This window comes from Streptomyces sp. NRRL F-5126, from assembly GCF_000721265.1.
GTDB lineage: Bacteria > Actinomycetota > Actinomycetes > Streptomycetales > Streptomycetaceae > Streptomyces.
Window position 1 is genome coordinate 390,356 of the sequence record NZ_JOFZ01000007.1, and the last position, 16,046, is coordinate 406,401.

The following is a 16,046-nucleotide window of genomic DNA, read 5'->3' on the forward strand; positions in this document are numbered from 1 at the left end:
TTGCGTGACATGGATCTGCCCTTGCTCGGTTCGGAAAGCGCAGGCCGCGAGTGGGCCTCTGCTCAGCAGGGCTGAGGTAGCCGAGGGCGTTGTGCAAACCGGCAGCCGAATACTGCCACCAAGGAGGGCGACACCGTCAGGCGTCGCCCTCCGTCCCCTTCCTGCGAACTCGGCGTAAGTGGCGAACTTGACCATTCGCCTGTGCCGGCGTCTCCGTCAGAGTCGGGACCCTCCATGAGAGGAGTTGACAGAGCCGAATCCGACCCGCCGCGGCACGCCTCCCTTCCGCGCTCCACAGGAGGCGGGGACGTGGCCGACCACCCAAAATCCACGGCGACAAAAACTACGACATCGACCACCGGCGGCGATGGCTCCACGAGCATGGCGTCACACTGCGGATCGCCAGCCGCGGCAAGGGAAGCTCCGGCTTGCCGGAACGTCACCGTCGGGTGGTCGAACGAACCATGGTTGGCTGCCGTCGTCTGCACCGCGCTACGAACGCGCCCTCGAGCGCTCTTCGCTGTTGTGCCGGAGATGGTGCCGTCCGTGACCTCACCGGTTCCGGTGGTTGCGTCGCTCTCGGTGACATCATGGCTGGGCCATCCTCGGGTCATTGTGGAGGCCGACAGGGCGGGAACTCCACCGTGCCCCCAGGGGGATGTGAGCGGGAGAAGACACCAAGACCTCGTACGCGCCATCGGCGCAAGCAGTGCCCGCTTCGGCCTCGGGGACCTCGTCGCAGCGAGTGCGGTGCTGCCATCTTCGGCCGTCCCGCCCCTCAAGGACACTGCCGCAACAACCACGGCGAGCGAGGCAAGGCCGCGCCAGGACATGACGTCGGCGCTCCCTCGTGACGGCTTCCTGCCAGACTGGCCCTTACGCCAGGTGTAGCCGGCAAGTCCTTCTCCTGCCCGCGACCGTTTCGCCGCACACGATGTCGGGCGCCAGTTCGCCGTCGTCGGCCTCGGCGCGGACCTGGCGGACGAGGGGGACACGCCGAGGAGTGCGCTGGGGTCCGGCACCAGCCTGATGGCCGCGATGTCCTCATCAGGCTGACTGACCGGATGACGTACGGCGCCCCACCCGCGTCGCGTTCGTCATCGGCGGGGACAGCGTGGGGGAGTGGGCGGTCGGGTTGCCAGAGCCCATGTCATCCGAGGTCGGCTCGGGTCGCGCGACCTCCGGGCCGAGGACCGGCTCTTCCTGGGCTTCGGAAACCGGATGCGGTTTTTTAGTTGACTCAACTTTTTGAGCTACCTACACTCCTGGTCATCCTGAATATTCCGGTTGAGCAGGCCGAGGTGAGTCGCAACAGTGGCACGACGTGACAGCGTCAAGGTGAGTGGGAAACCGCTGCCCCTCCAGGCACGGAAGCGCCAACGGACGAGGGACTCCATCCTCAGCGCCGCGTGGCTGCTCTTCACCAGGGACGGGGTCTCCGACACGAGCATCCGGAACATCGCGGAGCTCGCGGAGGTCTCCGAGATGACCGTGTACAACCACTTCAACAGCCGCGGTGAACTTATCGAGGCCGCAGTGGCCATGAGCCAGCCCGACGTGGCGACCACGGTCGAGGCCATCGAGGAACTCCACGCGGACGGGGGCCCGTTCGAGATACTGGAGCAGATGGCCGACCGGATTCGCGGTGCCACGTCCGCCGAGCTCAAGGTCCGGCGGAAGTACCGCGAGCTGGCCAGGTCGGAACCGGAACTGATGGCCGCCTACCTCACGCGTCGGGAGCACGCCGCCGACGCGCTGACCGAGGCCCTCCTGCCCCGCGCTGCCGGAGTCGGCATGACGGAGCAGGACCTTCGCCTGCTGTGCGTCGCCTTCAGCGCGCTCTCGGAGACGGTCGCGGCGACGCAAACGGCTGACACCACGCCCGGCGACTGGGCCGACGACCTCGTGCACGCCCTCAACCTGCTCCGCGCGGGATGGGGTGGGGCGCGATGACCGGGGCCGTGAGCGCGGCCGGCGGTGACATACGCAGCCTGTCCGTGGTCAACACACCCAGGCGGCGGCCCGCGGCGGTGGCGCGTCGGCTGGCGGACCGGCTCGCCAGGACACCCGAGCCCGACGCCGTCCGTGAACTTCAGCGCCGGGTCGCCGGGCTGCTCGGCAAGGAGGCCGCGCTGCTGCTCCCGACGGGGAAGATGGCACAGCAGATCGCGCTGCGCGTGCACGCCGACCTGCGCCGCCGCCGGGCTTTCGCCGGGCACCCCACCTGCCACCTGGCGAACTGGGAGTTCGAGGGATACTCGGCTGTCCACGGGCTGCGCTTCCACGCGCTCGGCGACCGGCACACGCTGTTCGCCGGCGCCGATATCGAAGGCGTGCCCGAACCTCTCGCGGCGGTGGTGTGGGAGCTGCCTCAGCGTGAGATCGGCGGCGTGCTGCCCGACTTCGGAGCGCTGCGCGAACAGATCGGCACGGCGAGGGCGAAGGGCGCCGCCGTTCACCTGGACGGGGCCCGCCTGTGGGAGTCCGCCGCGGGCTACGGCAGGTCACTCGACGAGATCGCCGCACTCTTCGACTCGGTGTACGTCTCGCTCTACAAGACGCTCGAAGTGCCGCGCGGGGCCATGCTCGCGGGCGACCGCGAGTTCGTCGAACAGGCCTGGGCCTGGGCGGTACGCCTCGGAGGCGAGTCGGGCGGCAACTGGCCGCTGGGTGCGCTTGGCCTCATGGCCCTGGAGGAGATCGTTCCCAGGACGGGCCGGCACCTGGAGCACGCCAGGGCGCTCGCCGCGGCCATCGCCGCCACGGGCGTGGCCGAAGTCGTTCCCGACCCGCCGCAGACAGCCTTGTTCCACGTCCATCTCGATCTTCCCCCCGGGCCTGTGGCGGCGGCACATGCCGAACTGGTGGAAGAAACCGGCCTGGAGCTCTTCCACGCCTTGCGCACCACCGACCATCCGCGCCGGTGCTTCTTCGAACTCTCAGTGGGCGAAGGAGCGATGGACATCAGCCCCACCGAGGTGGCGGAGTTGGTCACCACCATGACGCGCCGTGCCGCCGACCGCGCCTCGGCCATTGCCACAGCACCGGAGAGGACCTGCAAGTGAACCGCGAACTGCTCGAAGCGGACGACACACCGGACACTCTGAAGTGGCAGGCGACTCAGAACGAACGGGCCCGTGCGGTTCTGCACGGCCTGCCCGCGTACGAGCCGTTCCGGCGCCGTCTGCTCTCGCTGGCGACACGGACCAAGGCGGCGCCACTCGTTCGCGCGGGTGACCTCTGGTTCCAGCGGGATGAAAGGGAGTTCGGACGCGTGCTCGTCCGCACGGAGCCCGACGGCCCGCCACGAGTGCTGTTCGACGCCGGTGCCGTCGCTCATGAGAGCGGTGCGCCGGCCCGCCTGGAGTGGTACGCGCCGTCACCGGACGGTGCACTCGTCGCCATGGGTGTCGAGGTCGCGGGCTCCGAGACGTCCAACGTGATGGTCATGGACGTCGGCTCGGGGGAACGCATCCGCGCGGACATACCCTGGGTGCCGGCCTGGCCGGTGTCCTGGCTGCCGGACTCCAGCGGTTTCTTCGTGGACGCGCGCAACGTGACGGGCGGCGAGTTCCTCGGAGAGGAGGACTCCCTCTACCTCTACCGGCTTTCGCAGCCGGCGCCTCGGCATCCGGAGCAACTGCCCGCTGCCGTGCGCTTCCCCCGCGCCTACGTGTCGGCCGAAGGCCGTTACACCACCCTCGTGGTGGACAACCGCACCGATCATCTGCGCCACTCCGACGGCCGATGGAGGCCCTTCCTCCACAACATCCCCGGCATGCACATCGGAGAGTTCGCAGGCGACGACTTCGTGGCCATCGTCACGGACGGGCACCCGCGCGGGCGCATCGTCCGCATGCCCGTAGCCACCGCGAGCGACCCCGAGACCTGGCACGAGATCGTCCCCGAGTGCGACGACGTACTGCTCGGCCTGTCCGTCTTCTCGGACCGCATGGTCGTGGGGATGCTTCGGGACCTGAGCACAGTGATCGAGGTCCGTGACCTCGATGGCGCGTTGATCAGCCGGCTCGACCTGCCGGAACACGGCACGGCGGGCGGCGTTTACGCCACCGCGGGGCATGTCGGCGAGCCTCCGTTCGTCCGCAGTGCCACAGAGATCTCCTTCACCTTCTCCACCCCGACGTCGTCGGCGGCGGTCTACCGCTACGAGGTGGCCGAGGACCGGCTCACCCGGGTCGCCGCACCGGCCGTTGAGCTCGACGGCGTCACCGTGCGGCGCATCACCGCCGTCTCCGCCGACGGAACCCGGGTACCCGCTACGGCGATCGTTCCCGAGAGTCACACTCCCGGCGTTCCCCTCCCCACCGTCGTCGAGGGCTACGGCAACTTCGGGCTGGCCATGCTGCCGTCGTTCAACAGCTTCGCGGTCCCCCTGCTGGAGGCGGGCGGCGCCTACGTGATCGCTCATCTGCGCGGTGGCGGTGAGTTCGGCCTCGACTGGTGGGAGCAGGGTCGGCTCGGCAACAAACAACACACGTTCGACGACCTGTTCGCGATCGCCGGAGAACTCGTGTCCACCGGGCTGACGACGCCCGGCTCACTGGCCTTCCACGGGGCGAGCGGCGGTGGCCTGACCGCGGGAGCCGCCATCGCACAACACCCCGAACTGTTCAGGGCCGTCGTGGCGCGTTCGCCCGTTCTCGACCTCATGAACAGGATGGGTGACCCGTTCCAGGACTCCATCGCCAGCCGCGAGTTCGGTTCCGTCCGCGACCCGGTGCAGGCCGGCTGGATGCGCGCCTACTCTCCGGTGCACCACGTACGGGCTGGGCTCGCCTACCCGGCGTGCCTCTTCGTCGCGGGTGAGAACGATCCCCGCTGCAAGCCCTGGCAGTCGCGGAAGATGGCCGCGCTGGTGGCGGCGGCCACCTCGGGGCAGGCACCTGTTCTGCTACGCGTGCACGGCAACCGGGGGCACGCCGCCATCGGAGCCGAGGCGTTCGCACAGGAGACGGCGGAGTGGTTGGCGTTCATCGCCGACCAGATCGCCCTCACCCCCCGGACCGAGCCGGAGGCCGCGGGACACCGTGCCGTCCGGGCGGTGGTGTTCCGTGCCGACACCGCCGACGTACGGGCCACTGGGAGCATGATGCCGGGGCAGGCGTCCGGTGACGCCGGCGGTCTACCACCCAACTCCACGACAACCCACTTCGAGAACGCCGCGGAGCGGACCGACGCGGGCGTGTGGCAGTGCGAGCCCTGCGAATGGCAATCCATGGACATGGGCGCCCGGGCGGAGTTCTTCCACGTCACCGAGGGGACGATCGTCCTGAGGGAGCAGGACGGCACAGTGCTCGAAGCACCGGCGGGCACGTCCGTCTACTCCCCTCCTGGATGGTCAGGACAGTGGCGCGTCCCGCACCGGCTGACCAAGGTCTACGTCTCGTTCTTCCCGACGCGGAGAGGTCTTGGGCAGCCGCAGGCCTCCTGACAGTACGCACGTCACACCACACCACTGCGTTCCGGACCCGCCGAAAACGACGTCCCAACGAAACAGGACCGGGCACGAAGAGTGCCGTCACGAAGGAGCGAACCATGGTCGGCCAGAGAGACAACACCGGCGTACGGCACAGCCGGCGACGGCGGACGCGGGGCGCGGCAGCGGCCGCCACCGGGCTGGCGCTCCTCCTCGCCGGCGGGTGCAGTGGCGGCGCCGAGAGCAGCACGACGGCCTCGGGCACTTTCACGCTCGGCGTCCCCGTACCCCTGCCGTCCGCCGACCCCTACAACGCGAACACCGGCTCGGGGCAGATGCAGTATCTGAGCTACCTGGCCTACGACCCCCTGGTCAACCAGAAGAGCGACGGCACCTTCCAGACGGGCCTCGCGAAGAGGTGGAGCACCACGGACACCAGCGCGACCTTCCAGTTGCGCGACGATGTCACCTGTTCCGACGGCAGCAGACTGACAGCACACCAGGTCGCCTCGGACCTCACCTACGTGGGCGACCCGAAGAACGCCTATCCGTGGCTGGGCTCCCTCACCCCGACTGTCGGCTACACCGTCCACGGCGACGACGCGACGGGCACAGTCACCATCCACACGAAGTCGCCCTACCCGTTCCTGCTGGAGACGCTGGGCAACGTGCCCATCGTCTGCGCCACGGGAATGAAGGACAAGTCGACGCTGACGCACTCCAGCGACGGTACCGGGCCCTTCGTGCTCACCTCTTCCGACCAGACGACCTACACCTACCGGGTGCGCAAGGGATACGCGTGGGGCCCTGACGGGGCACGCACCTCGGCCGCGGGCACGCCTGACAAGGTGGTGCTCAAGGTGGTCACCAACCCCACGACCGCGGCCAACGAACTCCTCGCCGGCCAGTTGACAGCGACCCAGGTGCTCGGTCAGGACGGCAAGCGGCTGACCTCGGCGGGGATTCCGCGGGCCACGGTCCAGACGCAGACGGCCGCCCTGTACTTCACCGAGACCGCCGAACAGGCCACCACCGACCGAGGCGTGCGGCGCGCGCTGGCCGCTGCCATGGACTTCCGCCAGCTCGTCAAGGTGCAGAGCCTGTCCTCCGGCGAACCCGCGACGCGATCGACGGCCCTGCGCACCGGAGCACCGCTGCCGTGCCCAGGCGCCGACGCGACCACCCAGCTCCCGGCACACGACCTGGCCGCGGCAGGGAAGCTGCTGGACGCGGCAGGCTGGAAAAAGGGCCCGCACGGCACACGCGTCAAGGGCGGCAAGCCCCTCTCGCTGACCATCGCCTACCAGCACGACAACGAGGAGTCCGTGGCACAACTGCTCCAGAGCGAGTGGCGCTCGCTGGGCGCCAAGGTCACGCTCGACCTCCTCACCACCCAGCAGAAGCAGGCGTTCATCAACGGCTCCGCCGACTTCGCGGTACTCATCGCCGCAAGCGCGCAACCCCTGCCCACACAGATCCAGCAGGAGGTGTCGGGGCCGGGGGCTCCCACCGGCATGAACCTGCAGAAGGTGAACAATCCGGAGTACGACAGGCTCGCGGCGAAGGCCATCGCCGAGCCCGGCACCAAGGGCTGCCCCCTGTGGGTGAAGGCGGAAAACTCGGTCCTGCGGGCCGCCGACATCGTGCCCATCGCCGACCAGCCCTCCGTCCTGTTCACCGCCAAGTCCGCGGCGGCCAGGCTGATCACCACACGCCAGCCGATTCCCACGAGCCTGAAGCTGCACTGACATGGCACTCGTCCTCGAAACCGACAGAGCCGCGCCGCCCGCCCGGACCCGATCCTCCCGTGCCACACGCCTCGCCGCGGAACTGACACGGTTGGCGATCTCGCTCTGGTGCCTGGTCACCGCCACGTTCTTCATGATCCACCTGGTCCCCGGCGATCCCGTGCGGGCGGCCCTGGGCTCCAGCACGCCCGCCGACGTCGTCGCCGCACGCACCCGGGCGCTGGGGCTCGACAGGCCGCTGACCGACCAGTACCTCAGCTACCTGCACGACCTCTTCCACGGCGACCTCGGGACATCGATCCTGACCGGACAGCCCGTGACCGACACGATCCGCACCCAGTTGCCTCCCACCCTGCAACTGGCCGCCCTCGCCTTCGCGGTCACGGCGCTGGTGTCCCTGCCGCTCGGTGTGCTCCTCGCGGTCACGACCAGAGGTGGCCGCCTGCGGTCGGTGGAGAGCTCCTTCACCGGCATCAGCGTGCTGATGCTGGCCGTGCCGTCGTTCCTGTTCGCCCAAGGGCTCGTGTACGTCTTCTCGATCCAGCTGGGCTGGTTCCCCATCGCAGGCCGCAGCGGAGTGGCCTCGTACGTCCTGCCGACCGTCGCACTGGCCGCGGGGCCCGCGCCGTTCTTCGCGCGCATCGTGCGCGCCGAGGTCCTGTCCGTGCTGGACGCGGACTTCGTGCGCACCGCGCGTTCCAAACGACTGCCCGGATGGCGGGTCCTGCTGTTCGATGTGCTGCCGAACTCGTTGACCTCGACGCTGACGCTCGGCGGCCTCCTGCTCACCGGGCTCGTCGCCTCGACCGTCTTCGTCGAGCAGGTCTTCTCCTGGCCCGGCCTCGGCTCGACCCTGGTCTCCGCCATCCAGGGAAAGGACTACCCGACGGTGCAGGGCATCGTCCTCGTGTACGGATCGGCCGTGCTGGCCGTCAACTTCCTGGTCGACCTGGTGCTCGCAGCCGTCGATCCGCGCCCCTCGACGAAGAGGTGACCGGCCATGACTCCCACAGCCCCCGCACACATACGCGTACGCGGCAGGCAGTTGCTCGGAGGGAACCTCAGCGGGCTGATCGGCGGCGTCCTGATGGTCCTTGTCGTCCTCGTGGCGGTCATTGCCCCGTTCCTGGTCGGCCAGCAGGCCGGCCATCTGGACGTCGCCGTGGCCGGACAGGGGCCCTCGGCACACCATCTGCTCGGCACCGACTCCCTGGGGCACGACATCGGGCTGCGCGTTCTGGTCGCCACGCGGCTGTCACTGCTCCTCGCGCTCACGGCGACCGCGCTCTCACTCCTGCTCGGTCTGGCCGTGGGTACACTGCCGACATTCTTCGGCAAAGCGGCGGGCCGCGCCACGGATCTGGCGATCAGCATCTCACTCGCCTTCTCCGGGCTCCTGCTCACCCTCTTCCTCGCCGTTGTCTTCGGTGTCAGCACCCTCGGCGCGGTGCTCGCGGTGGGTCTCGCCGGGGTGCCGCACAGCGCGCGCCTCGTACGCAACCTGGCCAAGTCCGTCGAGTCCCGTGAGTACGTTGCCGCCGCTCGCATGGCCGGCGTCGGGAAGGTCCGGGTCCTCGCCCGGCACGTCCTGCCCAACATCGCGGAGCCACTCATCCTCAACGCCGCCAACACGGCCGCGGGCGCGATCCTGTCCTTCGCAGGCCTGTCGTTCCTCGGCATCGGCATCCAGGCACCCCAGTACGACTGGGGTGCGCTGCTCAACAAGGGCCAGTCCGTGCTGTACAGCAACCCGCTTGCGGTGGTCGGCCCGGGCGCCGCTGTAGTGGTCGCGGGGCTCGCCCTCAACCTGTTGGGCGACGCGGCGGCGCGGCGCGTGGCGGAGGGCGCCGCCCCCGCCGCCCCCCGCGGCAAGAGCGACCGAAGCCTCGTCCCCGTATCGCCCGGCGCCACCGCCACTGTCGCACGTGCGACCACCACTGTGGAGAGCAGGCCGGTGCTCGACGTCGCAGGACTTGAAGTCACCTACTACGCCGGCGGGCGCCGCATCGATGCCGTACGCGGCGTCACTTTCCGTATCGACAGGGGCGAGTCGGTCGGCGTCGTCGGCGAATCAGGCTCGGGCAAGAGCGCGGTGGCCCTCGCGGTCGCGCAGCTCATCGAACGTCCGGGGCACGTTCGCGCGGACCGGCTCGAGCTCAGTGGTGTCGCCCTGCACGGTACGAGGCACGGACGGCACCTCGCAGCCGAGCTCGGCGTGGTGTTCCAGGATCCGATGTCCTCCCTGAATCCCGTCAGGAGACTGGGCAACCAGCTCACCGACGGGGCCCGCTACCACGAGCGCGCCGGCCGGGCGCAGGCGCTGCGACGCCTCGTCGACCGGCTGACCACGGTGGGGATCAAGAACGCGGCGGAACGGGTGGGTGACTACCCGCACGAGTTCTCCGGAGGCATGAGGCAGCGCGCCATGGTGGCCATGGCGCTGATGCGCACTCCCAGCCTGATCCTCGCCGACGAGCCCACCACGGCCCTCGACGTCAGGACCGAACGCCAGGTCCTCGAACTGCTGCAGGACGTGTGCGACCGCAGCGGAGCCGCACTCCTGCTGATCTCCCACGACATGACGGTGGTCAAGCGGGCCTGCGACAGGGTGATGGTGCTGTACGCGGGGCGGATTGTGGAGGACCTGCCCACGAGTGCTCTGCACGCGCGCGCGGCGCACCCCTACACGCGAGCTCTGGTGTCCGCTGTCCCCGGCATCGACACCGATCCCTCCATGCCGCTCACCGTCATCCCGGGCCGTGTGCCCGACGCGGGCGAGGCGGTCGTCGGCTGCGCGTTCGCCGACCGGTGCCACGCGGTGACGAGCCGGTGCCGCACCGACGATCCCACTCTGACCCCCTTGAGTGCCGGCCACCGGGTCGCCTGCTGGAACCCGCGGCGCTCGCCGGCCGCACACACGACGACGTGCCCGACCGAGGTGAAGGACCATGGCTGAACTCCGCTTCTCTTCCGTCAGCGTCCGCTACGGCCCACAGACCGTCGTCCGCGACGTGAGCATCGCCGTCGCGTCGGGCGGCGTGCTCGGCCTCGTCGGAGAATCAGGGTCGGGGAAGTCGAGCCTGGCCCGGGCCGCCGTAGGCCTGGCCTCCCTCGCACAAGGGCGGATCTCGGTCGACGGGGCCGCCCTCGCCACGGGCCGGGGGCGAAGCAGGGCCGTGCAGATGATCTTCCAGGACCCGTTCGCATCGCTGGACCCGCGTATGAGCATCGGCGCGACCATCGCGGAGGCACTACCGGCCTCAGGGCGCCGACCACGCTCCGGCCGTGCCGCCGAAGTGGCCAGGCTGCTCGACCTTGTCGGCCTGGACCCGGCACGGGCCGGCTCCAGGCCGGGACAGCTCTCCGGCGGCCAACGGCAGCGGGTCGCGATCGCACGCGCGCTGGCCGCACGTCCTGCTTTCATCATCGCGGACGAGATCACTTCGGCGCTTGACGTCTCCGTGCAAGGAGCGATCCTCAACCTCATCAAGAACCTGCGGACGGAACTCGGACTCGGCTTGCTGTTCATCTCGCACAACATCTCCGTGGTGCGCTACGTCAGCGACACGATCGCGGTCATGTGGGAAGGGGCATTGGTGGAGACCGGCCCCGCGGAGCGGGTGCTCGCCTCGCCGCAGCATGCGTACACGCGTGAACTCCTCGCCACCGCTCGGGACTCCGCGCTGACGATGGAGGGCAGCTAGGGAACAGAGCCGCGCCCGACCAGCAGGTGCCTGTCGCGACGATGATGCACGGTGTCCATTGGACACTGACGATTTCTCAGCGGATGGCTCAACGTGACTCGACGGCCACGGCCAAGGCGGGGGAGGCGGCACCGGATCCTTCCGGCGCCGGCGGACCTGCAGGCATCCGCGACCACGGACACCACCGCGACTCTGTCCTGGGACGCGCCGGACTCGGCCGCCTCGTACACCGTCTACCGCGATGGCGCAAAGACAGGCACCACCACTTCGACCCACTCAACCGACACGGGCCTGACCGCGGGCACCGCCCACACGTACACCGTCGCCGCAGTGGACCCCACGGGCACCGCCGGAACCGCTACGAGCGCCGCCACAGCCACCGGCGGCTTCACCCCGGCGAACAGCGGCGGATACGTGTACGGGGTCGGTTCGAATCGGGCGATGGGCCTGTACAACGTCTTCGCCACCCACACGACCGAAGAGACCGCGCCGGGCCACTACACCGTCGCGGACACCGAAGCGGTCGGCAACCGGGCCCACCACAGCCCGGGCCGGGCTGACCGGAGCGCACCCGCTCCGTGTATCCGATACGCGTGCTGCCTTCCGATGCAAGCGGAATGGGCGTGCGTTTGAGTGAGTGTTTCGATGGGCGGTTCGGGTAGGTTGCGTGCGGGAGGTGGTTGGGTGTCCACGGAGGATGAGTTGTTCAGCGCGGTCGATGCACTGCTGGAGCATGTCGCGCGGGACGACCTGCCTGCGCCTGAGGAGCGCAGGCGTTTGCGGGAGGCCGCGGGTTTGAGCCAGGCGCAGGTTGCCAGGGCGCTGGGTGCGCGCCGAGAGGCGGTGGGGAGCTGGGAGAGCGGCAGGAGTGAGCCGCGGACGCCGAAGCGCGCTGCGTACGCCCGGCTCTTGGAGGGTCTTGCTGATCGTTTCCCCGCTGCGGCCTCCGGCGCGCCCACTGACTCTGCTCCGGCCCCGGAGACGCACCCTGCCGTGGCCCCTGCTCCTGTCTCTGCCTCGTCCCCGGAGCCAGTTCCCGCTCCCGAGCCCGCCGCTGCCCCGCCGTCCCGCCCCAAAGCGGTAGCGGGCAACACGGCTGCCGTTGCCGGGTCGCGGTTCGAGAATGGTCCGCTGGCGGTTGTCGACGCCGGCGAGGACGGGCGGGTGTCGGCCTATTGTGTGGGCGGTCTGGTCCTGGACGTGCCCGCCAAAAGCATCCCGGCGCTGGTTGACTGGACCCTTGCCGAGGCGAGGCTCGGGCAGGCCCGGCTGCATCGCCACGGCCGCGACGCCGATCCGGTTCTCGTACTGACCGGAGCCGCACTGGAGCGTTACGGTCTGCCTGCCACCTTGTCGAAGGAGGAGCAGCGGGCGGGGCGGCTCGCGTCCGGCCACAAGGTGGTCAGGCAGATCGAGAGGGCCGGCCTGCAACTGACCCGGCGCGGCTTCGGGCCGTGGGCTCGCGTCTTCCGCGACCCTGAGGGGTCGATACGGCGCTGTGTCCAGTTGTGCATGCTGTCGTGGAACGCGCTGGATGCCCGCGAGTGGGACTCGAAGGACGACCCGCGGCTTCCGACCATGCATCCGGCCGACCTCGCGCAGTATCTCGGCCTGTACGCGGAGCGGGTGATGACGCCGCGCGGCACCACGGCGACGACCGGCCTGGAGTTGATGGTCGCTCTGCGCCCGCCGACTCGCGCGCACAAGGACGACGCCACCGGCGAGTTCAAGCAGGCCCTCAACGACGACGCGCTCACCGCCCGGTACGAAGTGGTGGACTGCGAGGTCCCCGACGAGCACCCGAACCTGAAGGGCAAGTTCGCCCGGCACCACATCCGCACCCCTGCCGAGATGCTGATGGAGGAGCCCTACGACTGGTGCCGTCCACTGACCGATGAGGAGTGCGCGAACCGGTTCCTGATCGCGGTTGATGTCAACATGTCCTTCGCCGCGGCCGCGAACGGCCTCACCGTCGGTCTGGACGGGCCGACCCACCTCACCGGTAATCCGACGTTCGACCCGGCGCTGCCCGGCTCTTGGCTGGTCGACCTGTCCCACATCGACCTGTCCCAGGCCCGAGTGGGCGGCCGTACGGTCGACGGAACCCGCCTGCCCTCCCCGTTCACGCCCAAGGGCGAGCGTCCAGAAGGCGTGGCCTGGTATGCGACGCCCACCGTGGCTTACGCGGTGGAGTTGGGCTTCGACGTCGCGCCGCTCGAGGCGCACGTGCGCACCCGGACCGGCCGCTACCTGGACGCCTGGTACAAGCGGCTGCGTGACGCCTACGTCGCGACGATGGCCGACCTGGGTGTCACCACCGGCCTCGCGGGCCAGGAGTTCCTCGACGCGATGGCCCGCGCCAAGGAGGCCGACGCGACCATGAGCCTGCTGGCCACGGCGATCAAGGCCACGGCGAAGGGCGGCATCGGCAAGCTGCGCCAGCGCAGCCGCGGCCAGGTGCCCTACTACGAGCCCTATCCGGCACTCGACCGGGAGACATGGCGCCCCGACATCCGGGCCGCTGTCCTGGCCAACCAGCGTGTGGGCCTGCACCGCAAGCTGATGAAGACCGCCGCGGCGGCCGACGTGTATCCGGTCGCGATCGGTACCGACGCGATCGTCTACCCCTCACCCGGTCCCTCCCCGCTGGATGTCCTGCCACACACGTCGGAGGGCAAGCCGGTACCGGGAACGTTCCGTCTCGGCGTATCGCCCGGCATGGTCAAGCACCAGGGCACCCGGAGCGTCCTGTGGGCGGAGCAGCTGTTCGAGGAACGCGGGGGCGTGTTCAACATCGCCAATTTCATCAAGACCGGCCCCAGTGCCGGAGCAGGGGAGTAGCAGGCCATGGCGGACTCGGTCGGGGACAGTCTGGACCATGCGCTGCAAGGGGCGTTCACCCGTCCCATTCCGCAAAGCGCCCCGGCGCAGATGCGGTATCTGGTCAAGCAACTGCGGGGTACCAGGGCCACCGCACAGTTGCTCGGGATCTCCCAGCGCACCGTAGAGCGTTACATCGTCGGCAAACTGAAGCGGCCCCGCCAAGTCCTGCGTGGCCGCTTGGAGAGCGAGGTCACCAAGCGCTGGCAGCCGCGGGTACGCGCGCAGGCCCGGAAGACGGCGGCCTTGACCGGCGGCCTGGTCGTCTCCACCCGTGCCCGCTTCGGGTTCACCGCGCAGCCGGGCACGAGCGACGACGCCCGGATCCGTGACATCACCCAGGCCCTGCCGCCCGCATACGCCGACCGGCTGTTCACGGCCCACGAGCAGGGCGCCGGCGAGCGGCAGCTCCAGCAGATCACCGCCGAGGGTCTCGCGCAGATGTACTTCCGCGCCGACAACACCCGCGCGCACGGCTTGGACGTGGAGTTCACCGAGGTGGAGCACATCCAGATCGAGCTGTAGCAGACCGGGCGCGGTGAAGGCTCCTCGTACGACACGAAACGCCGGCGCCGGCGGGGCAACCTTCCGGCGTTCCGGAGTGTCCACATGATGTGCTGACGATACGCAGAACATGGCGAACGGCGGTGGCCGCCACTTTCGCGGTCGCTGCGGTGGCGGTCGCAACTCCGGCCGCGCACGCTGTCACAACGACGCTCGTCCTGGAGACCCAGGAGAACTACTACCTCCCCACCGAGGGTGAGGGCCCGAACCTGGGCCTCGGTATCACCGCCTCGGGTGGGGACGCACATGACGTCTCGGTCGCGATCGACGCGTCGTCCCTGGCCGGCAAGGCGACGATGGTGGTCACGGGGGACTGCGTGAGCACCGGCACCCTGAAGGTGAGGTGCGACGTCGGCCCGCTGTCGGGCGGGCAGTCGATCGACCCGTTCTTCCTGAAGCCGACCGCGGCCGCCGGGGCGGGCGACACGGGCGCCATCACCTACACCGCCACCGCCTCCGACGCGGCGACCGTGACGGGGAGGACGGACGTCCTGATCGGCGGGCCGAAGCTCGTCAGCCGGCCCTATCCGGCGCTGAAGGGCATCGCGCCCGGCGCCGTCTTCGAGCGCACGCCCGCCTTCGCCAACACCGGCCCGGCCCCCGCCGACAAGGGTGTCATGCTGTGGGTGCAGGACTCAGAAGGCGTCATGCTCGCTCGCGACTACTCCAACTGCCACTACTCGAAGCGGCCCGACGTCGGCGCCTGGTGCCGGTTCGACACCCCGGTCGCGCCCGGCGCGGCCTACGAGACGGACGCGCCACTGCGCTACAGCGCCTCCACGGACACGATGTACGGCTACAACACCTACGTCGTGTGGCCGGTCGGCGCCACCGCGCCCGACTCCTTCGACCCGTCCGACTTCCCCGAGAGCGGCACCGGCGCGCCGCTGGGCCTGAAGTCCGTCGCCTCCGGCTCCGGGTTCACCGGCTCCGGATACGGTACTTTTGCCACCACCCAGCACGCTGACTACCAGGCGCTCGGTGACACCGTCGAGGGCAAGGTCGGCGAGACGGTGAGCATCACCGTGGGCGTGCGGAACAACGGTCCTGGCCGGATGGGCTTCCCGTGGATGGATGCCGGCAACTCCGGCACGTTCGTGGTGACCCCGCCCTCCGGCACCACCATCATCGGCGCCCCGGGCCCAGGCGAGCAGGGCGACCCCGGGCCGCTGTGGAACTGCACACCGGGCAGGGCCGGCGCGAAGAGCTACACCTGTGACATCGCCGACACGGACTTCCGGCCGGGCGACCGTGTGACCCAGGAGTTCACGTTGCGGATCGACCGGGCCGTCCACGGCGCGCGGGGCAAAGTGCGGGCGGTGGAGAACCCCAAGTACCCCAATCGTGACGATGAGTCGGCGAACGACAGCGCGGTGATCGTGGTGAAGGCGACCGGCCCGGCGACGTCCAGCCCGCCACCCGGCGCCTCCGCATCACCGTCGGCCACCGTGAGCCCGTCCGGAGGAACCAAGGGAGAAACGACGACCGGCGGCAAGCTCGCCGCCACGGGCGCGGACGGGGCCCTGCAGAGGGCGGGCATCGCCGTCCTGCTGGTGGCAGGCGGCGCGCTGGTCTTCCTGGCGGTGCAAAGGTCGCGGTCGCGCGGCGGCCACTAACCTCGACTATTCAGCGGAATTGGTTGAGCTGATGCCCTGGTAGCAGAAAGGTGCCGCTGAGCTGCAAGGATGCGACTGTCGAGGAAGCATCGGGTGC

General features: G+C 69.7%; 11 protein-coding genes. All 11 read left to right on the forward strand.

Annotated features, from left to right (window positions below; all coding sequences use genetic code 11):
* The first annotated feature begins 1,314 nt into the window (after positions 1-1,314).
* The gene (locus tag IH48_RS0117950) at positions 1,315-1,953 is read left to right on the forward strand and encodes a TetR/AcrR family transcriptional regulator (protein ID WP_030904992.1); all 639 of its coding nucleotides are present in this window, start codon (positions 1,315-1,317) and stop codon (positions 1,951-1,953) included.
* On the forward strand, positions 1,950-3,065 hold the full coding sequence (locus IH48_RS33455) for a threonine aldolase family protein (protein ID WP_051840033.1): 1,116 nt from the start codon (positions 1,950-1,952) through the stop codon (positions 3,063-3,065). The genes IH48_RS0117950 and IH48_RS33455 overlap by 4 nt, the downstream gene beginning before the upstream one ends.
* Positions 3,062-5,452: a prolyl oligopeptidase family serine peptidase gene (locus IH48_RS0117960; RefSeq protein ID WP_030904997.1), complete on the forward strand. Its 2,391-nt coding sequence runs from the start codon at positions 3,062-3,064 to the stop codon at positions 5,450-5,452. The genes IH48_RS33455 and IH48_RS0117960 overlap by 4 nt, the downstream gene beginning before the upstream one ends.
* Before the next feature lie 104 nt (positions 5,453-5,556).
* Entirely contained in the window at positions 5,557-7,185 is a 1,629-nt protein-coding gene (locus IH48_RS0117965; protein WP_030905000.1) for an ABC transporter substrate-binding protein, read from the forward strand.
* Between the two features lie 91 nt (positions 7,186-7,276).
* Positions 7,277-8,179, forward strand: a complete 903-nt coding sequence (locus IH48_RS0117970; protein ID WP_234434300.1) for an ABC transporter permease — start codon at positions 7,277-7,279, stop codon at positions 8,177-8,179.
* A gap of 6 nt (positions 8,180-8,185) precedes the next feature.
* Positions 8,186-10,141, forward strand: a complete 1,956-nt coding sequence (locus IH48_RS0117975; protein ID WP_078849822.1) for a dipeptide/oligopeptide/nickel ABC transporter permease/ATP-binding protein — start codon at positions 8,186-8,188, stop codon at positions 10,139-10,141.
* Positions 10,134-10,889: an ABC transporter ATP-binding protein gene (locus tag IH48_RS0117980; protein WP_051839995.1), complete on the forward strand. Its 756-nt coding sequence runs from the start codon at positions 10,134-10,136 to the stop codon at positions 10,887-10,889. Before IH48_RS0117975 ends, IH48_RS0117980 begins: the two co-directional genes overlap by 8 nt.
* Positions 10,890-10,982: 93 nt before the next feature.
* Positions 10,983-11,522 (forward strand): fibronectin type III domain-containing protein, encoded by a 540-nt coding sequence (locus tag IH48_RS37650; protein ID WP_030905016.1) that lies wholly within the window; start codon positions 10,983-10,985, stop codon positions 11,520-11,522.
* 51 nt (positions 11,523-11,573) lie between these two features.
* Positions 11,574-13,730: a telomere-associated protein Tap gene (tap, locus tag IH48_RS0117990; RefSeq protein ID WP_030905018.1), complete on the forward strand. Its 2,157-nt coding sequence runs from the start codon at positions 11,574-11,576 to the stop codon at positions 13,728-13,730.
* 6 nt (positions 13,731-13,736) lie between these two features.
* Complete coding sequence (gene tpg, locus IH48_RS0117995) at positions 13,737-14,294, forward strand: telomere-protecting terminal protein Tpg (protein WP_030905021.1); 558 nt, start codon at positions 13,737-13,739, stop codon at positions 14,292-14,294.
* Positions 14,295-14,416: 122 nt separating this feature from the next.
* Entirely contained in the window at positions 14,417-15,949 is a 1,533-nt protein-coding gene (locus tag IH48_RS0118000) for a hypothetical protein (RefSeq protein ID WP_030905024.1), read from the forward strand.
* Positions 15,950-16,046 lie beyond the last annotated feature (97 nt).